Source organism: Alloalcanivorax mobilis (assembly GCF_002864685.1).
GTDB classification, from domain to species: domain Bacteria; phylum Pseudomonadota; class Gammaproteobacteria; order Pseudomonadales; family Alcanivoracaceae; genus Alloalcanivorax; species Alloalcanivorax mobilis.
In genome coordinates, this window is the sequence record NZ_NMQZ01000002.1 from 176,324 (window position 1) to 198,078 (window position 21,755).

General features: G+C 62.3%; 12 protein-coding genes. 6 read left to right on the forward strand and 6 right to left on the reverse strand.

What is annotated here, in order from left to right:
• The first annotated feature begins 210 nt into the window (after positions 1–210).
• The 4 genes from CGS25_RS02480 to CGS25_RS18955 all read left to right on the forward strand — a co-directional run bounded on the left by CGS25_RS02480 (position 211) and on the right by CGS25_RS18955 (position 11,345).
• Complete coding sequence (locus CGS25_RS02480; RefSeq protein WP_232802211.1) at positions 211–6,081, forward strand: carboxypeptidase regulatory-like domain-containing protein; 5,871 nt, start codon at positions 211–213, stop codon at positions 6,079–6,081.
• A 17-nt stretch (positions 6,082–6,098) separates the two neighbouring features.
• Entirely contained in the window at positions 6,099–9,194 is a 3,096-nt protein-coding gene (locus CGS25_RS02485; RefSeq protein WP_157933776.1) for a transglutaminase-like domain-containing protein, read from the forward strand.
• Positions 9,195–9,198: 4 nt separating this feature from the next.
• A complete protein-coding gene (locus CGS25_RS02490; protein ID WP_101674477.1) occupies positions 9,199–9,468 on the forward strand; it encodes a hypothetical protein in 270 nt (89 codons plus the stop codon).
• A gap of 1,394 nt (positions 9,469–10,862) precedes the next feature.
• Complete coding sequence (locus tag CGS25_RS18955; RefSeq protein ID WP_157933777.1) at positions 10,863–11,345, forward strand: hypothetical protein; 483 nt, start codon at positions 10,863–10,865, stop codon at positions 11,343–11,345.
• A 157-nt stretch (positions 11,346–11,502) separates the two neighbouring features.
• Here the strand turns inward: CGS25_RS18955 and CGS25_RS02505 are convergent, their stop codons facing one another.
• The 4 genes from CGS25_RS02505 to CGS25_RS02520 form a co-directional block, all read right to left on the reverse strand.
• Positions 11,503–13,050: a c-type cytochrome gene (locus CGS25_RS02505; protein WP_101674482.1), complete on the reverse strand. Its 1,548-nt coding sequence runs from the start codon at positions 13,048–13,050 to the stop codon at positions 11,503–11,505.
• Between the two features lie 96 nt (positions 13,051–13,146).
• Complete coding sequence (locus CGS25_RS02510; RefSeq protein ID WP_101674484.1) at positions 13,147–13,701, reverse strand: DUF2239 family protein; 555 nt, start codon at positions 13,699–13,701, stop codon at positions 13,147–13,149.
• A gap of 82 nt (positions 13,702–13,783) precedes the next feature.
• Positions 13,784–15,313: an AMP-binding protein gene (locus tag CGS25_RS02515; RefSeq protein ID WP_101674486.1), complete on the reverse strand. Its 1,530-nt coding sequence runs from the start codon at positions 15,311–15,313 to the stop codon at positions 13,784–13,786.
• 44 nt (positions 15,314–15,357) lie between these two features.
• Positions 15,358–16,137 carry a crotonase/enoyl-CoA hydratase family protein gene (locus CGS25_RS02520; RefSeq protein ID WP_101674488.1) on the reverse strand — a complete coding sequence of 260 codons (780 nt, stop codon included), beginning with the start codon at positions 16,135–16,137 and terminating at the stop codon, positions 15,358–15,360.
• 74 nt (positions 16,138–16,211) lie between these two features.
• On the opposite strand from CGS25_RS02520, the gene CGS25_RS02525 reads away from it, so the two are divergent.
• Together CGS25_RS02525 and CGS25_RS02530 are read left to right on the forward strand one after the other, a co-directional pair.
• Positions 16,212–17,027 carry a PaaX family transcriptional regulator C-terminal domain-containing protein gene (locus CGS25_RS02525; RefSeq protein WP_089031445.1) on the forward strand — a complete coding sequence of 272 codons (816 nt, stop codon included), beginning with the start codon at positions 16,212–16,214 and terminating at the stop codon, positions 17,025–17,027.
• Positions 17,028–17,142: 115 nt separating this feature from the next.
• Positions 17,143–19,173 carry a protein-L-isoaspartate(D-aspartate) O-methyltransferase gene (locus CGS25_RS02530; protein ID WP_101674490.1) on the forward strand — a complete coding sequence of 677 codons (2,031 nt, stop codon included), beginning with the start codon at positions 17,143–17,145 and terminating at the stop codon, positions 19,171–19,173.
• Positions 19,174–19,202: 29 nt separating this feature from the next.
• Here the strand turns inward: CGS25_RS02530 and CGS25_RS02535 are convergent, their stop codons facing one another.
• Together CGS25_RS02535 and CGS25_RS02540 are read right to left on the reverse strand one after the other, a co-directional pair.
• Positions 19,203–20,477 (reverse strand): MFS transporter, encoded by a 1,275-nt coding sequence (locus tag CGS25_RS02535; protein ID WP_101674492.1) that lies wholly within the window; start codon positions 20,475–20,477, stop codon positions 19,203–19,205.
• Between the two features lie 138 nt (positions 20,478–20,615).
• The gene (locus CGS25_RS02540; protein ID WP_101674494.1) at positions 20,616–21,749 is read right to left on the reverse strand and encodes a thiolase family protein; all 1,134 of its coding nucleotides are present in this window, start codon (positions 21,747–21,749) and stop codon (positions 20,616–20,618) included.
• Positions 21,750–21,755: the final 6 nt, after the last annotated feature.

Consider the following 21,755-nt stretch of genomic DNA (forward strand, 5'->3'; position numbering starts at 1 on the left):
AACGACGCCACGCTGAGCACCGCTTTTCAGGCCACAACGGAAAGCTTGGAAACCTTCGCAATACAGCAGGACAGTGAGCCCCAGGAACTGACCGGCGCAGCGGCTTATCTGGCTGCCAGTGCACCGGACGACAGTGCGGAGAACCTTGCCAGACGGATGATTGCGGCGCACTCCTTGGGGCTGGACGCTGGCACGGACCGCCAGGCTTTGATGGCGAGGCGGCAGCCATATTCCGGCTTCGGAGCCTTTCCCGGTTATAGCGCCGATGTCATCAGTACTGCTTTTGCCCTGGAAGCCCTTCATCAGCTGGGCATCACCCAGGAGCCGGCGGCCTACGCTCTGCAATTCCTTCGTGACGATCAGCTCGACAACGGTGGCTGGGCGCTGGATGGCGACAATGCCCAGGTGCAGACGACCGCGGTGGTGATGCACGCGCTCTGGTTGTACCGCAAACAGTATCAGGTGGACGCGGCGCTCGGCGCGGCGCAATCGTTTCTGCTGGGTCGGCGCGACGACTCCCTATGGGCCGGTACCGAGCAATCCTCGCTGGCATTGATCGCGCTCTTGTCCAGAGCCGTGGACCGTTCCCCCTACGAGGCCGCATTACAGGCCCTGGCGAACCAGCAGAAACCCGCTGGTGATTTCGATGGCGGTGTCTACGTCACCGCCCTGGCTTTGCGCGCGCTCGCAATCGGATCGCTGCCCCCGCCGGATCTCACTCGACTTACCGGCAGGCTGGTGGACGCGCAAAGCGGCCAGGCTCTGGCGGAGGGTCAGGTAAGACTCTCCGGCACCGATACTCGACAGACACAATCTGGCTCTGATGGCGTGTTCCTGTTCGAGGATCTGCCAACCGGGCAATACCGGATCGAAGCGGGCAAGGCTGGCTACGGCACCCTGGTGCTCAACACGGTGGTGCAAACCGGCGACAAGCGGAATCTCGGAAACCTGGCGCTGGATGTCCGGCAAACCGATCCCGATACCGGCGAGCCGGTGTCCACCGGGTTGTTGCGTGGCCGTGTAACCGCCAGCGAAGACGGTGCCGCTCTGGCTGGCGCGACGCTGACGTTAGGCGGTTCCGGGCGCTCCGTGACCGCCGGCCCCGATGGCCGCTACGTGCTTGGCGAGATCGCCGCCGGTCCGGTCACGGTGACCGCTTCCGCGCCGGGTTACCGAACCGCCGTGGGTCGTGCCGATATCCAGGCGGGGCAAACGCTGGTGTTCTCGCCCGCTTTGCGTGCCGCCGTGGAGCAGGGCGTGCGCGTCACGGGCCGGGTCGCTGAGCGGGGCACCGGTGACGCGGTGATCGGTGCGCTGGTCAGCGCCCGCGTCGCAAACACCACGAAATCCGTGAGTACGGACACGCAAGGCCGGTACCGGCTGGAAACCCTGCCCGCCGGCGAAGTCGCGCTCACCGTCAGCGCCGATGGCTACGCGTCCGTATCCGGCCAGGTGCAAGCCAATGACGGTGATGCCCTGACGTTCTCGCCACAGCTTGTCGCCGTGGGTGAGCCGCCGGCCTCCTTGCCAGGTGGCTTCCGGGGAACGGTGGTGGATGGCATCACCGGCCGGGGTATCGAAGGCGCTGAAATCCTGGTGGAGCATGAAGATGGCTTCGATAATCAGACAACCGACGCCGACGGCCATTTCGTGATCGATACGCTGAGCGCGGGTGAAGTCAGCCTGACCATCAGTGCTTCCGACTATGCCGCGGTCAGCGCCGAGGTGCGGGTGTACGCGGGGTTTATCAGCGATGTGGGCGAGGTCGAGCTCGCCCCCCTGGTCGAGGCGGTGAACAGCGTCGCCGGCCGGGCAGTGGACGTGCGCACCGGTGAACCGCTGGAGGGCGTGCTGGCGCAGGTCAAACAGCACGCCTCCTCATCGGCGGTAGTGGCCGAGGCCCTGAGCGGCCCGAGTGGCCGTTTCGAAGTGCCGGGATTGCGCCTGGACGACTACGTCCTGGTGTTGTCGCTCACCGATTACCAGGATCTGACGCTCCCCTTCCTGATCGCCTCTGGCGGTGTGCTTGAAATGGGGGATTTGCGCCTACGTCCGCCTGGCATCGATGCTTTGCTGCCGGACTTGGCGGTCCAGAGCGTGAGGACCGCTAGTCTCACTTCCGACCCGGACACCTTTGCCGCCGCCGGTGAGCTGGAAATAGTGGTGATTAACCGGGGCAACACGGCGCTGGATCAGAGCTTTCGCGCCGTGGCCTTCAGTGACCGGGACCGTGACGGGGTCTTTAACCCGGACACGGATCTGAAGCTCGGCGAGCAGGTGGTCAATGGCGCGCTGGATGTGGATACCACGCGTTCGATTGCCATTGCCGTGGATGGGCCTCTTCCGTTTCGGGACGCACCGATCACGGTGATGCTCGACGCCGACGAAGCGATCTCCGAACTCTCCGAAACCAATAATCTGGAAAGCACCGCCGGGGAGTGCGTGAACAATCAGAAACCGTATCTGGACCTGGCGCTGTGTCTGGATGCGTCCGGCAGCGTCAGCCGTTCCGAGTTCCAGCTGCAGTTGGAAGGCACCGCCCGGGCCATCGAGAACCCGGATATCGTGCCGCGCGACGGCTCGGTACGGCTTTCCCTTCTGCAGTTCAGCAGTTCGGACCGTCTGGAGATTGATCCGACACTGGTCGAGGAAGACAACGTCGCAAATCTGGCCGATGCCATCCGGGGGGTGCCAAAAATGGGCGGCGGAACGTCCATCCATCAATGCATTGACGGCGCCGTCGACACCATCACCCAGACCACGCCACCGGCGGCGCTGAGGGTGATCGACGTGTCCACCGATGGTCAGTCCAGCCAGTCCGCCGCGGTGGCGGCCGCCAACCGGGCCCGTGACAACGGCGTGGATGTGCTCAACGCCATCGGCGTTGGTAGTGGTACCAATGAAAACCTGCTTAATGCCATCGTTTTTCCCGAGCCGGTGGGCGGTGATCGTGGCTTCGTGCTGATGGTCGACAGCTACGAGGAATACATCGAGGGCATCGCCGGCAAGATCGCCAAGGAAACCCGCATCCCCGATCTCACCGTGGGCGGTCTGAAGCTGGTGGATCACGGCACAGGAGAACCAGTCAGCTTCGAAGTGGTGATCGGCAACGCCGGCTCCGCGGCGATTACCGAGAACGTCACCGTCACGCTCTTCAATGCTGACGACGACAGCGGCGAGATTGTCGGCGAGATCACACTGGAAGAAGGCCTTGAGCCCGGTGCCTTCCGCACCGTCAGCCTGGCTGCTGTAGAGGTTGCTTCGTTGAACAGGGGAACCGTGCACGCCCGCGCTCAAATCGCCGGTAACGTGTCGGAGTGCAACACCGGAAACAATGGCGTTGGTATTTCGGTCACCGCGCAACGGGGCGAAGTGTCCCTGGGGCTCTCATCCGCGATGCCGTCGCCCATGGCGTCGCTACGGATTGACGCTCTGGTGAGCAATACCGGTGCGGTGGCCGGGGATTATCGGGTAGCACTGCGTATCGAGGACGCCAACGGTGTGCTGGTGACGGATCTTGGAGAACGGACCGTGGAGGAGCTGGCAGCCGGCCAGCAGTACCAGCGCACTGAAGAATGGGATACCGGCGTCACGCTGACCGGACCCTATCGTGCCGTAGCCGATCTCTATAACGACGCTGGCCGCCTGCTGGACAGTGATGAGGCTGCCTTCCGGCTCGCCGAAGGGGGCGACACGTTCGAACCGGTGGCGGCGGTCCGGGTTGGCACGGATCAGCCCGCGTACCGTCTCGGTGACTTTGTGACGATTGAGAGCTCGCTGAGCAACACCAGTATCAGTACGCCGATTTCCACACCCCGCTATCGCCTTGTGGTGGCCGGCCCGGGAGGGCAGGTGGTGTTCAGTGAAGAAACCGTGCTGGAAAGTCTGTCGATTGGCCAGGTAATGGCTCTGCCGGACAGACTCGCGCTGGATGACGTTCCGGATGGCGACTACACGGTGACGGGCACATTGTTCTCCAGCAATGACCAGGTGCTCGCCCGGGATCAGGCCGGCTTCTCGGTCGCCAGCAATCCGCTCCGTGCTTTGCAGGGAGGCGTCTCCGTCGAGGCGGAGTCGGTATTCCTGGGGCACACCCAGAGCTGCCATTCCCGGCTGCGTAATACCAGTGAACAGGTCCTGGACGGCATCGGTGTACGGCGGCTGCGCCTGGATCTGGATAACCAGCTTGAGCTTGCGGACGAATCCGCCACGGTGACCCTGGCGCCCGGTGAGGAACGAACCTTCACGGATACCTTCAGCACTGCCGGATTCAACCTTACTCGTCACGCCTGCATGCTGCAGGTCGCCAGCGGTGGCGAACGCCTGGATATCGGCAACGCCACCTTCCAGGTGATCGAACCGCCGGTATCCCTGGAAACCGGTCTCAGCCTGAGTGGTGGGCCGCGCCTGCTGGTGTTGGCGGATAACGAAGTGTCCACCTGCATGGCGGTCAAGAGTCTGACACTCGAAGCCACTTTTGCGGACACGCTGTCACCCTACGCTCTGGTTTACGCCAAGGTGCTCGGTCGGCATTTCCAAGTCGAGGACCTGGAATCCGCCACGCCACGCTTCTTTACCGAGCCGGTGGATGGCCACGCCGGGCGAGAAGTGAATCTGACTCTGAAGAATCTGGATCGCGAGACTCTGAGCCTGCGCGTGGAAGGTAAAGGTCTGGTGGAAGGAGGCTACACCTTCAAAGCGATCTACCCGGCGTTCCTGTTCTTCCATAAAGCACTGGACAGCGGTGAAGTTCACTTCCGATGTGGTGAGCCTCCGCGCCCCGGCGATGTGCTGGGCGACTTCGAAGTCACCGATGTGGAATTGGTGGAAAAAGTGCGCCAAGGCCATGGCGAGCCTGAAGTGCCAGCGCTGGCCGCGCAGCGTCAATGGCTCGATGACACCCTGGCCGAACGGAATTACACCCTGGTGGACTCCCTGGAGACCTTTGGTGCGGCGGTACGCTCCGGCGACTATCAGCAATACCTGCTGCTGGCGGGCCGGATACCGGTGGAGCACTGGACCGCCAAACAGCTGCGCGAGGCCGTGAACCGTGGCGAGGGGCTGGTTTACGCCGCTGGCGATCTGCCCGAGGCCGGCCCGCTGTATCAGGCTCTGGGTATCAAGCCACATGGTGAGCGGCAGGGCTTTGGCTGGAATCCTTATGATCGGAACCCGGGCGATGACGCCGATGGTGTGCGCCTTGATCACTCGCCGCTGAGTGACGCTGGTTTCTTGCCTTTGGTACTGAACCGGCAACTGGCACTAGTGCATCGTGAGAGCAGCCACGCGGCCGGCTATTACCAGAATCTGCGTGTGGGCGGTGGCCAAGGTCGTGGCCGCCACTGTCCGCTTTATCCTCTCGATCATCCGGCGGTGACCTACCGGGATTACGGTGAAGGCCGGACGGTGTTCGCCGGTTTTGACCTGGCCGCGGAAGGGGCCGCCGAGCAAGCCACGCCAGGCTACGCCACGTTGCTCGACGACATGCTCGTCTTCACCGAAACCGACCTGAGTATCACACGACCTAATGCGGTGGTGCCGGTCACCCTGACGGTGGAAAACACCGGGCCGGCGGTCACCGTTCAAGCGCGCCTCATGCTGGAAGACGGCGGCCAGGTGATCGCGACGTTGCCGCGAACCGGCAACGGCCAACTCGAATGGCGGTTCGAGCTGGACAAGGGCGAAGTACGCTCTCTGCGCGTCTGGATTCGCCCCGATTACCGCCAGGGGGTGAGCGATCTTTCGGCGACGCTGGAAGCGACCACGCCAAGTGGAGACAGCGAACGCTTCGATGAGGCTCTGCGCATCGAGTTACGGGCGGATCAGCCAGAGGACCTGGAGACGATTGAGTCCGCGGTCCGCCAAGCGCTGTGGCAAACGCCCTGGGACCTGGCATTGAAACACGCGGCCCTGAGCCTGCATCAGGCCGGCCACGCCTGGGAACATGGGCGTATTGGGGACGCGACCAAACTGGCATTAAAAGCTGCCACGTCGTTGCGGAACTCTCGGCACGGAAATGCCGGTGAGTTGCGACGTCGATTGGACTGGGTGATCTGGTCGCTGAACAGGGAAGGGAACTAATCATGCAAGGAAGAAAAATGAACACCGCGATGAGGAATCAGCACACTCACGGCAGCCATCCGGCTCCGGCCATGGAGCGGATGCGGTGCGCCCGGCGGCTTTGTCGCGCCACCGCTCTGGTCGTGGTGATGATGCTGCTAAACGCCGTGATCTGGCCCGCCTGGGCGGTGGCCGTGGAAGTGGAGCGCCAGAAAGAAGCCCAGGAACAAGCCCGCTGGGAAGCGCGCCATCAATCCCTGGAGCAGGTCCTCCTCGGCATCCGCCAGGAAGCCAGGGACGGACGCTCTATGATGGCGGACGCCCTGGCCGAACGGGATCAAGGTTTGCTGGGGACCGCCCGTTCACTGCTTGGCATTGGCCAGGCCGGTGCGGAACCGCTGCCGCGTCTGCGATGGCTGTCGCAGCGGGCGGCTGCGATGCACAAGCAAGCGCTGGCGTCTTTTGACCAGACCGAAGCCCATCTTCGGCAAAGGCGTCTTCCGCAACGGATTCTCGAGCGCAACGACCACGCCCGCGAAGACTACCGCCAGGCTTACGCCACTCTGCGAGAAACGTTGAACCAGGCTCTCAACACAGAATCCCTCGGCGAACAGGAAGAAGCCATGGCGGCGCTGGTCGATTTCTTGGGTCGCTTCACCCTGGACAAGCCCCGGGATCCCTTCGATCCGGAGAACCTGCCTTGGCGCACCCCGGATCCGGACCAAACGCCGGCGCCCGCATACTCCGCAGAGGCACTCAGCCAGCGCACCGGCCTTCCCCGTTTCGAGCAAGGGGTTCAGCTTGCCAGCCTGACCAATGACGCCGCTCTGAGCGTCGCTCCCGGCGCGCCCACGGACGACGCGCTCGCTGCCACGCTGGATGCACCGCAGTCCTCGGCCATTCAAGAAAAGGCCGCCGAACTCGATCACGATCCGATTCGCATTTACCAATGGGTGCGTAACAACATTGAGTTCATCCCCAGCTACGGTTCCATTCAAGGTGCTGAGTACACTCTGGAACTGAGCAAGGGCAATGCCTTCGACACCGCCAGCCTGCTCATCGCCTTGCTGCGCGCTTCGGATATCCCGGCCCGCTACGCCCTGGGCACGGTACGCATTCCCGCCGATCAGATCATGAACTGGGTCGGCGGGGTCAATACCGCCAGCGCCGCCGGCAACCTGATGGGGCAGGGCGGTATTCCGAGAAAAGCCGTCATCCAGGGCGGCGGCATCAGCCAGTTCGAACTGGAACACGTCTGGGTGGAAGCCTGGATCGATTTCCACCCCAGCCGGGGCGCCGATCACCGCAGCGGCGATACCTGGATTCCCATGGATGCCAGTTTCAAACAGTACGAATACAGCGAAGGTATGAACCTGCAGGACCAGGTGCCCTTCGACGCCGAAGGCCTTGCCCGGGCCATCGAACAGGAAAGCACCATTAATGAAGAAGAGGGCTGGGTACAAGGTGTGCCCGGTGCGGCCGTCGAGGAGATGCTGGAAGACTACCGCACGGAACTAAAGACCTACCTCGACAGTCAGGCACCGGAGGCCACGGTGGGAGAGGTATTGGGCACCAAGGCCATCAAAGCAGTCATACACCAGCAATTGGCGCCGTCACTGCCCTACCATCTAGTCACCCGGCGGCTCACCACCAATGAGCTCTCCGACTCACTGCGCTGGAAGTTCAGATATCGACTGCATACCAGCACCAATGGCTACCAAGGCGCTGAATTATTCACCATTGAAGAGCCCACGGCAGTGCTCGCCGGCCGAAGCCTTTCGCTCTCCTTTACTCCCGCCACGCAGGACGATCAAGACACGCTCGCCAGCTACCTGCCGGAAGCGGGTGAAGATGGAGAGGTCGACCCGGCTGAGGTGGCGGACACGCTGCCCGGGCATCTGATCAATCTGAATGCCCACTTCTCGATCGGGGCAGCGCCCGTGGCGAACTCCGAATACGAACTGACCATGGGGTCGGCCCTGGTCTCCGAAATGGGCTACTGGCAGCCGGGACAGGGCTGGAACACCTCCGAGAACAAGCCGATAGCTGGTGAGTACCGTACTATTGCCCTGAATCTGCAAGGTATCAGTGCCTCCGCCGCTGGACATCTGGAAGCTGACTTGGAAGCCACTCGTGCCCAACTGACCGCTGAAGACTACGGCGATCTCACCAAGCAACAACTGGTCGGCGATATGTTGTACGCCACCATTCTCAGCTACTTCGCACTCAATGACATGCAGGCCCGAATCAGCGAGCGCCAGATGAACAGCGTCGGCTACCGGGCGCCGAGTTATGGGTTATTCAAAACCAGTCTGCAACCGCGCTACTGGTTTGGCATCCCCAGAAACGTCACGGCCAGCGGCCTCACCATGGATGTGGACAACGTCTCCGCCATCCGCGTGGATAAAGACAACGATCAGGAACGCTGGATAGCCGGAAACCGGGCGGCCGGAGCGCGCCTGTCCGCCATGGAGCATCTGGTGCCGGAGCAGATGTACAGCACCGACGACAACCCCGCCCACGGTATAAGTGCCGTCAAAGCCCTTCAACTGGCCGCTGCCGAAGGCCAGAAAATCTGGACTATCACCCGGGCCAACCTCAGCCAGGCAATGGCGGCACTCGATCTGAGCCTCGCCGAAGAAGCTGATATTCGCAACGCCGTTCTTGCCGGCAAGGAAGTAACCGCCCATGAAAGACCGGTCAATTTCCACGGTCGCCCCTCCGTGGGCTATACAGTACTCGATCCGGACACCGGCGCGGGTGCTTACCTGATCGCTAGTGGTGAGAATGGAGGAGAGATCATTGATGAGTATCTGTCCACATTGCTGGCATTGATCGGAACTTTGATATCTGAAATAAAGGCGGGTTGGGCCGGGGTGGCTGGAAAAACTTTAGGGGGCGTTGGTGTTTTGGTGGATTTTTTCTCGAACCTGTCAAGCTGTGGGTGGGGAATTTCTGCTTTTATTGCGATGACAGTTTTTATCTATACCGCAATGCTTGCGATTGTCTTCTCGTCTATTTTCGCAATATTTGCCGCTGGTGCTATCATGCTGAATATAGTTCCTTTTATTATGGCTTCTATTGTTGGTTTAATGACAACGAAGATGATTAAGGAGTCTGCGTGCGGGAATTGAAAATATGATAGTTCCGAAAATGTTTTTTTATACGATGGCATCCATAATTATAATGTCGAGCGCATATGAAAAAGATGGGGCGGGTTCGCTTATTTTGTGGTTGTCTGGGGCGCTGGGAGCACTGGTTGCGGCTATGTATTTTTGGGAATGGAGAGAGCCTGAGGAGTTTGATAAATATATAAATGAAAATATGGATTGTCGTGCTGTTGGGGTAAAGGCTTTTTGGTTGGCGATTTTTTTTGGGGTGATATTCGTATTGTCCGGGGGCGCATGAAATATGGCGGCACGTGAGTGTCCTGAATGATATTTTGTGGTGCCAGGAAAGGATCTGAGAAAGGCGTGAGAAATAATGAAGAAATGCCATTGTTGTATCTTTGTATTTTTTATTCTCTGGCTTTGCCAACATCTATGATTCCGATGCATCTGGGGGGTGGTTTGTGTTCTGTTTTGGTTTGTGACGATGTTATCTAAGCTGTGTGCCGGTCAATAATATTCAAGACGAGATGCGAGGGTGTCGGGCCGCGCCGATAAAAATAATAGACGGGCTCTCCGGGCGCTTCGAGCCGGGGCAATGGGGGTTGATGTGCATGGGTAGTATTTTTTGATCGCATTGGTGCTTATGGCTTTGCCCTTAGTAAACGGATAAATAGAAGGTGCGCTTTTTTTGCCGAGCAGGGTTTCAGGTTCTTGATCGTCCAGAGGTAAGGAGCGTTCCCAAAGCTATCCGGATAAATTCCAGGGCCGAGCTTTTAGTCCCCTTTGGGGGCAAGGTCTATTCTGGAGTGACACCCAAAGGTCAGGATCTTGTTTGTGACTTGGTTGTATCGTTGGGCGTGGGCCGGTCACCGGGTTTTCAAAAGTGACAGTGTTAGCGTTTTGCGGCGACTTCAGTGACTTGCCGGATTTTTTTATGCGGCGACGGAGTATTCTGGAGACCTGGTTTGAGCTGAGAGAAGCTCGGCTAGTGAGGGACGAGTGGTATGTCTGGGGCTCCTGCTCTCTAAACGGCGACTTAGATGCGGTGGTTCGCCGCCTCGAGGATTTTGCGAATGGTGCTCTTCTCAGAAAGAATGGAGATTTTCTGAGTTTGTATTCCAGGGGTAAGTACCTCCACGAAGAGAAGGTGTTGGATCTCCTGTCTGAGTGGCGGCGATTCTGCTGTGATTTTCAAGATATGATTCGGAGAGCGAAAGGGTGAGGGTTTGGTTTTATGCTCTTTATGAATACAACCGGCGGACACGAGGAAAGCATCAACGCACCGGCGGCGGCTGAGTATTCGCGGAAAGGAAGGTAGGCCTGATGCGGTTCTTCAGGGTGGCGTTGATCGCCTTCGCCTGGATTCTTTCATCGGGCGGGTTGATGAGAGGCTACTACTTTATTGCGGCACTTTCCGGGTTTCTTGGAATCTGGCCGATTGCAACGCCGGATCACCATAAGAGATGTCATGGCGGGATAGCTTGGGCGGTTGTTTTTGTGCTTGTCACGGTGGTTTCTGTTTTGCTGTTCTTGAGAGGGTTGCCTGGTTAGAGATTGGCCGGGTTCGGACGCGGCCATGTCCGCCATGGAAAATTAGATGTCGAAATAAATGTGCAGTATAGAAAGCAACTCCGCCCACGGCGTCAACGTCGCCAAGGCGCATCAGCACGCTATCACTGAAGATCAGAAAGTATGGACCATGACCCGAGCCAAGCTCAGCAAAGCCATGACGGCAAGGCATGGATGCTTATGAATCCTTTTCCTTTACCTTTGTCATCGCCGCTTTCCCAGCTTGTTGCGGAAATGATGCTCATCTTTGTGGTGGTGTCTCTTATTCTTTATGTGGTTTTCTTTGCTAGGAAGAGACGCTTTTTCGCTGCGCGAGCAGCGTTAGTGAATTCAGTCAATCGGCATTGGGTAGGGAGATATGAATATAAGGTTTCTGGTAAGGTCTATTTTCGGTTGCATTTTTTTAAATCTCGCGATCTCCATGATGGCTTGCTAAGCAAGCGGAATGGAAAAGGTCCAGGCGGTCGGCTAAAAAAATTTGTCGTAGTTTACTATGATCCACTTTTCCCTTGGGTTTCATGTATTGGTTGTAAGTTTAGTGCGTTGGCTTTGTTTGTAATGATTTTTTCTTTGGGTGTTTTTCTTTTGGTGATTTTAAAGTTTTAGTTTGGTGTGTTGCCTAAAGTCTCTCGGTAAAGGTTGCTTAAGGTAAATAATGAAGTGACCGGCCGTGAAAGACCGGTCGACTTCGGGTGGCTATCTTAGCTCGGCTCTATGATCCCCGATCCAGACCGCGCGCGCTGTTGCCGGCCTGGTGGCGCGTCTATTGAGCGTGGATCCACTTCTCCAGGGTGCCGGGCGAGCCCAGGCGATAGCCGTCCACGCTCTGGCCGTAATAGTCCATTGCCTGGTTGGCGTGGAAATCCCGCGCGGTGGCGTCCAGGTCGCCTTTGAAGCGCGGGTCCTGCGGGCGCGGCCGGCTGTTGATGTACGCGGCCAGGTCCCAGGCGTCCTGGTTGCTCAGTGAGCCGGGGTTGCCCAAGGGCATATTGGTTTGGATAAAGCCGGCGGCGGTGTTCACCCGGTGCATGCCGGCGCCCCAGTTGTAGGCGTTCGGCCCCCATAACGGCGGGAAGGCGTAATCGTCATCGCGTTTGGCTGTGCCGCCATTGATGGCGGTGCCCTGGCCGGTGTCGCCGTGACACAGCGCGCAATGTTCGGCGAACAGCGCCTTGCCCCGCGTCGGCGAGAAGGCCTTGGCCGGTTTGGGCAGCTCCGGATAGCCTTGCCCTTTCATGGTCTTGCCGGTGGGCACGCCGCTTGCCTGCCAATGCATATAGGCTTGCAGATCGGCGATCAGAGCGCTGTCCGCCGCCGGCGCCGCGCCGTTTTTCGAGGCCTGGGCGTTTTGCGAATAGGTGAAGCAGCCCTGGATACGCTCGGCCATGCTGTTGATTTTATCGTTCTTGCCGCGGTACTTCGGATACAGCACCCAGGCCGCCCACATGGGCGCGGAATCCGCCTGCCGGCCGCCGTTCATATGGCAGTTGGAACAATCCTGGCCGTTGCCCACGAAGGGCGCCGACTGCGGGTGCAGATGGGTCTGGTTGAAGATGGCGGCGCCGCGGCGTATTGCTTCGCCGTCCTTGCCGTTCGGCAGATCCGCGCGCAGCGGTGGTTGGAACCTGTCTGGGCGGGCGTCCGGCGCGGCGGGCGCCGGGTCGGGCCGCGCCGCGTCGGGCACCTCGCCGCTGGGCGGCAGCGCCGCCAGCCAGGCGGACACCGCCTGGATTTGGGCGTCGTCGAGCCGTTTCGCCACCGCCGCCATCAGGCCACCGGCATCGCCATGCCGGGTGCCGCTCTTCCAGGCCTTCAACTGGCCCTCGATATAGCCGCCGTGCTGGCCGGCCAGTGCCGGAAAGTGTGGCGGCACGCCGCGTGCTCCCTCGCCGTGGCAGGCGATGCACGCCGGCTGGTTGTCGCCCCAGGCGCCGTTCACCGCCAATTCCCGGCCGGCCCCCTGGTCGTCACGGGCGCCACCGCCGCCGGTGGCCGGCAAACCGGCGTAGTAGTCCGCCAGGGCGGTGATCTGGGGGTCTGAAAGGGCTTTCGCGATGGGCATCATGATCGGGTTGGCGCGTGCGCCGTTGGCCAGATCATGGAGTTGTTTGGTCAGGTAGCCGGCGGGCTGGCCCGCCAGCGCCGGGAAGCCGGCGGCGTTGCCCTCGCCCTGGGCGCCGTGGCAACTGGCGCAGGCGGCAACGCCATCGGCGCCCTGGCGGGCCAAGCGCTCAGCGGAGGGCGCCGCGTGCACACTGGAGATCAACAGAAAGGCCAGAACCAGGCCGTGAAAAGGCGTTGTTCGAATCATTGGGTTGCTCCCGGAGGCAAGCGGAAAAAGGGGAGGTGCCTGGGGAAAGTCTGCGCCCGGAAGTGAACAAGGTAAAGTTTGGTTATATATATATCGCTAAAAGGAATTTGGTGCGGGGCCGCTAATCAGCCGCTCAAGATGGTCGCGCACGTCCTCCGGCCAGCCCCCGGTCAGGCTTTGCAGACGCTCATGCTGACCCGCGTACAGCGCCCGGGCGGCTTCTTCGAAACCGGGCTGGTCGCCGGCCATGGCGGACATAAACCGGTATGCCGCGTCGCGGCGTTCACGGGCTTGCGAGGTGTCTTCCCGGCGTGCGTTTTCCACCAGTTTGCGCAGCGTCACCGAGGCGCCGCCGGGCTGAGCGTTGAGCCATTGCCAATGACGGGGCAGCAGGGTGACCTCGCGGGCGGTGACACCGAGCTTGGGGCGGCCCCTGCCACGGGGCTGGTCGGCGGCGGGCGTATGCCGGGCTTGTACCTGCTGGTCGCTGCCGCGGGTGTCCAGGTCGATCTGGCGGCCGTTGTGATCCTCGAAGATCAGTAACGCCGAGGCGTCCGCGTCGGCGTGTTTGACGGCAAGGGCAACCTCGGCGAGGGAGCCCCGGGCGAGCAGGCGCTGGCCCAAAAAAGCGGTGTGGGTAGGGGCGGTCATGGCGCATCTCCTATTGGGATGGCCAGAATATTACCCGGATAAAATAATCCGTCAATATTACCCGGGTAATATTTATTTGGCGTTAGCTTTGATCCCCCAGGCTGTCGCGCAGCGCCTTGCGGTTGAGTTTGCCAACGGCGGTTTTCGGAATCGCGTCGATGAACACCACCTGGCGGGGTTTTTTGTAGGAGGCGACCCGCTCGGTGACGTAGGCGATCAGATCCGCCTCGCTGGCGCTTTGCCCGGGCTTGAGCGCCACCGCGGCGGTGACCGCCTCGACCCATTGCGGGTCCTTGAGGCCGACCACGGCGCACTCGGCGACGGCCGGATGGGCCATCAGAATGTCTTCGATTTCGCGGGGGTACACGTTGTAGCCACCGGTAATGATCATGTCGGAGGTGCGATCCTTGAGGTGCAGGAAACCCCGTTCATCGAATTGCCCCAGGTCGCGGGTGCGCAGCCAGCCGCCTTCCATGAACATCTCGCGGTTGAGTTCGGGGGCGTTGTGGTAGCCGGCCATCATCGCCGGCGCGCGCACGGCGATTTCACCGGGTTCGCCGGCGGGGACGTCGTTGCCGGCTTCGTCAACGAGGCGTATTTCCACGTCGATGGCCGGTTTGCCGCAACTGCCCAGCAACTCGCCTTGATGATCTTCCGGGCGCAGCACGGCGATGGTGAGTGGGCATTCGGTCTGGCCGTAGTATTGCCAGAAGCGCTCCCGGCCCCACAGCTCCATGGCCTTGTCGATGATCGGCCGGGGCATCGGTGAAGCGCCGTAAATCACCTGGCGCAGGTGAGTGATGTCCAGCTCGGCGAAGCGCGGGTGGCCGAGCAGCATTTGCAGCATGGTGGGCACCATATTGACGGCGGTGATGCGCTCTTCTTCGATCAGGTCGAGAAAGGTGTCCGGGTCGAAGGCGCTCATGATCACGGTGCGCGCGCCGCGCAGCCAGAACGGCAGCACGAACACCCCGGACGCGTGGATCAACGAGGCGGCGTGGAGCATGGCGTCGTCCTGCTGCACGTTGATCAGGTTCATCAATACGTTCTTGCAGATGCCGGCGTAGGAAGCCTGGGTGTGCTGGGCGGCCTTGAGGGTGCCGGTGGTGCCGGAGGTAAACAGGGTCAGGATGACGTCGTTTTCATCGACCTGGATATTCGGGGCTTGGTCGCTGCGTTGGCCAGCGTCGGCGAGCAGGTCATCGCCGCCGCCCTCGTTGCTGCCGATGCCGTGGCATCGCAATGCCGGCAGGGCGTTGGCCAATTCGCTGGCGCGGTCGGCCAGATCGGCGCCGTAGAGCAACAAGTCGCAGCCGGTCTCTGCCAGCATTTTGCGGTGTTCGTTGAGCGACAGTCGCGCGTTCAGTGGCACCCGGTTGACGCCGGCTTTCACGCAGGCGAAGTCTACCGGCACGCTGTAGAGGCTGTTATTGAGCAACAGCGCCACACGGGTGCCACGGGTCACGCCGCGCGCGATCAGGGCGTGGGCAAGCTGATTGCTGAGCGCGTCGGTGGCCTGGAAGGTGAGGCTCTCGCCGTTAAAGACGATGGCGGTGCGTTCCGGATAATAGCCGGCGCCGCGTTTGATCAGCTCAAGATAGGTGGTGGTCATGATGGCTCCCCATAGTGTTTTGGTTATCGGATTGGCGTGCGGGCTCAGTCGAACTCGCCATGCCGGCCGGCGCCGCCGGCGAAACGTGCCGCGCCTTCGATGGCCTCCGCCTGCACGATGGGATAGCCACCGGCGCCTTCCTGGCGCAGCGCCGTAGGCAGGTCGTTATCCCATTGCTGGTAGGCGGAGAGACGGTCGGCGCGCAGGCATTGCTGTGGAAAGGCGGCGATCTGCCGGGCCAGCGTTTGCGCCTCCTTCAGCGCTTGGCCATCGTCCACGACCCGGTTGGCGAGGCCCATGCTCAGCGCTTCGTCGGCGTGTACCGACCGGCCGGTGAGAATCATGTCGAGAGCCCGGCCCTGGCCGACCACGCGCGGCAAACGCACGGTGCCGCCATCCACCAGGGGCACGCCCCAGCGCCGGCAGAACACGCCGAACACCGCCGAGCGTTCGGCCACGCGCAGGTCGCACAGCAGCGCCAGCTCCAGGCCGCCGGCCACCGCGTACCCGGAGACGGCGGCGATCACCGGCTTGCTGAGCAGCATGCGGGTCGGGCCCATCGGCCCGGGGCCCTGGCCTTGCGCGTCCATTTCGTTGCGCAGCGATGGATCGCCCAGGGCGGTCAGGTCGGCGCCGGCGCAAAAAGTGCCGCCGGAGCCAGCCAGCACCGCCACCTTGAGGGCGTCGTCGCCGTCGAAATCCTCGAACGCCTGGCGCAAGGCGGTGGCGGTGGGGCGATCCACGGCGTTGCGTTTTTCCGGGCGGTTGATGATGATCGTGCACACTGGGCCGTCAACGATGACGGAGATCGGGCTGCTGGCCATGAAACGGCTCCCTGTATTGAGATGCTTGTTACATCAAATGGAACAATTAGACACTGGGTGATATATTTCACTAAATGGCCATAACTGACAAGAAGTGTAACATTGAAGAGGGCGAGCTTTCCGCCAGCGATCTGGTCCTGGACCTGCTGGCGGCCCATGACCAGCACCGGCTGCCGGTGGCCGCGTTGTGCCGCGCGGCGATGATCTGCGGCATCCGTGAGCAGAATGTGCGGGTCGCGCTGAGCCGCTTGAGCCAGCAGGGCAAGGTGGCGAGCACCGATCGCGGCAGCTATGCGCTCAATTCGGGGAGCAACAGCCTGCTGCGCGATGTGGACAACTGGCTGCGCCGCGAGCAACAGGCGGTGGCCTGGAACGGAGGCTGGATCGGCGTGGTCGACGGCGCCGTGCCGCGCCGGCACAAGGTGGTCTGGCGCCGCCATGAGCGCGCTCTGTTGCTGCGTGGCTTTCGCCCATTGAAGGCCGGATTACATTTGCGGCCGGACAATCTTAAGGGGGGCGTGGCGGCGGTGCGACATGACCTGCAAGGGCTGGGTCTGGCCGGCCAAGCGCTGGTGATGGCGGTGTACGAATTGAGCGACGCCGACGAACAGCAGGCCCGCGGGTTGTGGAACCTGAAAGCCCTGGAGCGCAGCTATCGCTCATTGATCCGCCGTTTGCAACGCAGCCAGGCCCGTTTCCCTCGACAAACCGATGAGCGGATTGCCCGCGAAAGCCTGTTGTTGGGGCGCGAGGCGATCCGCACCATCCTGCACGACCCGCTGTTGCCAGAAAGCCTGATGGGCGGCGGTGTTCGCCATCAGCTGATTGAATGCATGCGTGATTACCAGACCGTCGCGAAAACGGTATGGCTGCGGCTGCTGGAAGAGTAGGTTCCGCATCGTAAAACCTCTTAAAGCTTTGCCGTTCTTTCGCTTGCTTCGTGGGCGCACCGGCGGTGTTCTTTGTCACCATGCCGGTTAACAGACTTGGCAGCGGGGCAATCCCATGCGAAACAGAGCCGAACAGCAAGATAGAATCGAACAACGCCGTGACATGGTGGGCCAGATCGCCGCGCGCGGCGTCAGGGACACTCGAGTGCTGGAGGCGATGCTCCGGGTGCCCCGTGAGCGTTTTCTGCCCGCGTCGATGCGGGAGCACGCCTACGACGATTCGCCGCTGCCGATCGCCGAAGGCCAGACCCTTTCACAGCCTTATATCGTGGCGCTCATGGCCGAAGTGGCCACCCTGCGCCCTGGCGAGCGAGTCCTGGAGATCGGCACCGGCTCCGGCTATGCCGCCGCGGTGTTGTGCGCGATGGGCATCGAAGTGTTCACCGTGGAACGCCTGGCCCGGCTGGGCGAGGACGCTCGGGCGGTGCTCGAAAAACACGGTTTCGGCGGCATCCAGGTGCGCATTGGCGACGGCACTCTGGGTTGGCCGGAACAGGCGCCTTTTGATGCCATTATCGCCACGGCGGGGGGCAGCCAGGTGCCCGAACACTGGAAGGGCCAGCTCAAACCGGGCGGTCGGCTGGTCATGCCGATCGGAGACACACCCCGCCAGCAGCGGCTGATCCGGGTCACCCGGGTGGGCGATCAGCGCTTCGAGCAGCAGGACCTGGAGGCGGTGCGTTTCGTGCCGCTGATCGGCGAGCAGGGTTGGAGCGAGGCGCAAGCCGAGTCGAGCCGGCCACGCTCCCCGGCGGCGGCCCGCGCCCCGGCCGAAGACGACGACGCTGCGTTGGTGGCGGACATCGCCGCCGCCGTGGAGCCGTTGCCGGAGATCGACGACCCCGCGTTCGCCCGCTGCATCGACCGGTTTGCCGATCGCCGGGTGGTATTGCTGGGGGAAGCGAGCCACGGCACTTCCGAATTTTACCGGGCGCGGGCCGCCTTGACCCGGCGGCTGATCGAGCGGCACGGTTTCAACCTGGTGGCGGTGGAAGCGGACTGGCCCGATGCCGAGGTCATGGATCGTTATGTACGCCATCGGCCCGCGCTGGACGGCCCGGACCCACCGTTTCAGCGCTTTCCTACCTGGATGTGGCGCAATCGCGAAGTACAGGACTTCACCCGCTGGCTGAAAGCGCACAATGCCGGGCTCACCAGTGATCGGCGAGTCGGCTTTCGCGGCCTGGATCTCTATAACCTGTCCGCCTCGATCCGCGCGGTGCTTGATTACCTGGAGGAAGTGGACCCGCACGCCGCGCGTGCCGCCCGACAACGCTACGCCTGCCTTGCCCCTTGGCGGAACACGCCGGCGGCATACGGCCGTGCCGTGCTCAGCGAACCCGAGAAGGCTTGCGAAGAAGCGGTGATCGCTCAGCTCCGCGCGCTGCTCGAAAAACAACTGGAGTACGTGAACGGCGATCAGGATCGGTATTTTGACGCCACTCAGAACGCGCGCCTGGTGGCGTCGGCGGAGCGCTATTATCGCAGCCTTTACCACGGCGCGGCGGAGAGTTGGAATCTGCGCGATCGCCACATGTTCGAAACGCTGGAAAATCTTCTGGCCGAGCGTGGCGGCGACAGCAAAGCGGTGGTCTGGGCACACAACTCGCACATCGGTGACGCCAGCGCCACCGACATGGGGCGTCAACGTGGCGAGTTGAACCTGGGCCAGCTATGCCGCAAACGGTTTGGCGAACAGGCGGCGCTGGTGGGGCTGTCCACGCACGCCGGCACGGTGGCCGCCGCGGACGATTGGGACGGGCCGATGCGGATCAAGACGGTGCGCCCGGTGCGTCAGGACAGCCACGAGCATTTGGCACTGGGCACCAGCTTGCCGCGCTTTCTCCTTGATCTGCGTAGCGGCGTGCTCAACGAGGCGCTCCGTCGTCGGCTCGACCAGCCCCGCCGCGAGCGCTTCATTGGTGTTATCTACCGGCCCGAGACCGAGCTGCAGAGCCACTACATGAAGGCATCGCTGGCGTCTCAGTTCGATGCCTGGTTGTGGTTCCGTGACACCCAGGCGGTGACCCCGCTGGTGGCCGGCTCCGGTGGCGCCGAGGATGACACCTATCCGTTCGGCACCTGAGGCGAGCAAGACGCGCTGACGGCGGCTGTTCAGGCCGCCGCCGGCGCCGGCCGCCGGATCAGAAACACCACCACCGCCGCCAGCAGGCAGGCGGCGCCAGCGGCGTACAACGCCGGCGTGTAGGTCAGCAGCAAAGTGCGTGAGAGCCCGGCGCCGTAGGCGGCGAGGGCGCCGCCCAATTGATGGCCGGCGAAGATCCAGCCGAACACCATGCCGGCTTTTTGCGGGCCGAACGCGCGCCCGGCCAGCTTGATCGTCGGCGGCACCGTGGCGATCCAGTCCAGGCCATAGAACATGGCGAACAATGACAGGCCATACAGGCTGAATTCGGAGTGCGGCAACCAGAACAGACTCAGCCCGCGCAGCCCGTAATACCAGAACAACAATTTGCGGGCATCGAAGCGGTCCGAGAGCCAGCCAGAGAGAATCGTGCCGACCAGGTCGAAGGCGCCCATCATCGCCAGCACCGAAGCGGCCGGCAACGCGGCCAGGCCAAAGTCGCCGCACAGCGCGATAAAGTGCGTCTGAATCAGGCCATTGGTGCTCAGTCCGCAGATAAAGAAGGTGCCGAACAGCACCCAGAACGCCCGGTTGCGCAGGGCGCCGCGCAGCACGCGCAGAGGCTCCATGAACGACAACGACAGCGGTGCCGCGGCGGGCGGGCTGTCGGCGGCGGCGCCATAGGCGCGCAAGCCCAACTGCCCCGGGTGGTCACGCACCAGCAGAAACACCAGCACCGCCACCAGCACACAGCACAGCACCACCGGCATCAGCGCCCAGCGCCAGCCAAGCACCTCGATCAGCCAGGCAGCCAGGGGCAGGAACAGCAACTGGCCGCTGGCCACGCTGGCGGTGAGCAGGCCAATCACCAGGCCCCGGCGTTTCTCGAACCAGCGGTTGGCCACCACCGCGCCCAACACCAGGGCGATCAGCCCCGAGCCCAGGCCCAGCACCACCCCCCACAGCAGCACCAATTGCCAGATCTCGGTCATCCGCGTGGACAGCGCCAGACCGGCGGCCACCAGCACCAGCGCGCTGGTCATGATGGTGCGCAGCCCGAAGCGGTCCATCAGCAAGGCCGAGAACGGCCCCATCAAACCGAACAGGATAAAACGCAGTGCCAGGGCGCTGGAGATCTGCTCGGTGTTCCAGCCGAACTCCTCGCCCAACGGCCGCAAAAAGGCGCCCGGCAACCCCAACGCCGCCGACGCCGACAGCATGGTCAGAAAAGTCACCGCAGCGATCACCCAGGCGTAGTGCCAGTGCCGTTGGTGAAGACACTGCGAAAAACGGGAAGCCAGCATGGTTGTTCCTTAGCGCCCAGCGCGACGGCGTGACGCCGTGTCGACAACGCCGCGTGGGAGCGATCCTTGATCGCGAAATGTTTTCGCCGGTTGGTATGGCGTTTCTGCTCCGAAACCGATGGTTTTGGGCGCCCCCTTTTAAAGCGCTTCGAGCAGGGTGGCAATCCCTTGACCGCCACCAATGCACTGAGTGGCCAGCGCATAGCGTGCTTTTTCCCGCACCAGCAGCGCCGCCGCCTTACCGGTGATGCGCGCGCCGGTGGCGCCCAGCGGGTGGCCGATGGCCATGCCGCCGCCGTCCAGATTGACGGTGGCGGGGTCCAGGTGCAGATCGCCGATGCAAGCCAGTGCCTGGGAGGCGAACGCTTCGTTGATTTCCACCACGCCCAGATCGTCCGCGCCGACGCCGCCGCGCGCCAGCACCTTTTGCGTGGCGGGGATCGGCCCCAGGCCCATCACCGCCGGGTCGCAACCGACGGTGGCGACGGCGCGAATGCGCGCCAGCGGGGAAAGATTATGTCGCTGGGCGAATTCATCGCTGGTCACCAGCACCGCTGAGGCGCCGTCGGTGAGCGGTGAAGCGGTGCCGGCGGTGACCACGCCGTGCTCACCGAACGCCGGCGGCAGTTTGGCGAGTGCCTCCAGGGAGCTGTTGGGGCGGATGCAGCCGTCTTCGGTGATCCATTCATTGACGCCGGTCTGAATGGCGACGATCTCCTCACGCAGGTGGCCCTGCTCACGGGCGGTGGCCGCTTTCTGGTGGGATTCGAGAGCCATCTGCTCCTGACGCCGCCGGGAAATATCATAGCGTTGGGCGACGTTCTCGGCGGTCTGGCCCATGGAAATGTAGGCGTCGCTGTGTTCTTTCAGCCAGGGGTTGGGTGAGGGGGTCAGGCCGCCCTGGGGCACCATCGTCATCGATTCCACCCCGACGCACAGATAGGCCTCGCCGATGCCCGCTTCGATTTGCGCGGCGGCGATGTGAATGGCGGACATGGATGAGCCACAGAAGCGGTTCACGGTCATGCCGCCGACCTGTTCCGGCAGGCCGGCCAGCAGGCCAACAATGCGCGCCAGGTTGGAGCCCTGCGGGCCTTCCGGATAGGCGCAACCCAGAATCACGTCTTCCAGCAGCGCCGGGTCCAGATCGGTGCGCGCCAGCAGCCCCTTGACTACCTGGGCGGCCAGGTCGTCCGGGCGGATGTCGGTCAGGCCGCCCTTGTTGGCGAAGTGAAACGGTGAACGGACATAACGGCTAATCACGGCTTTCATCATTTT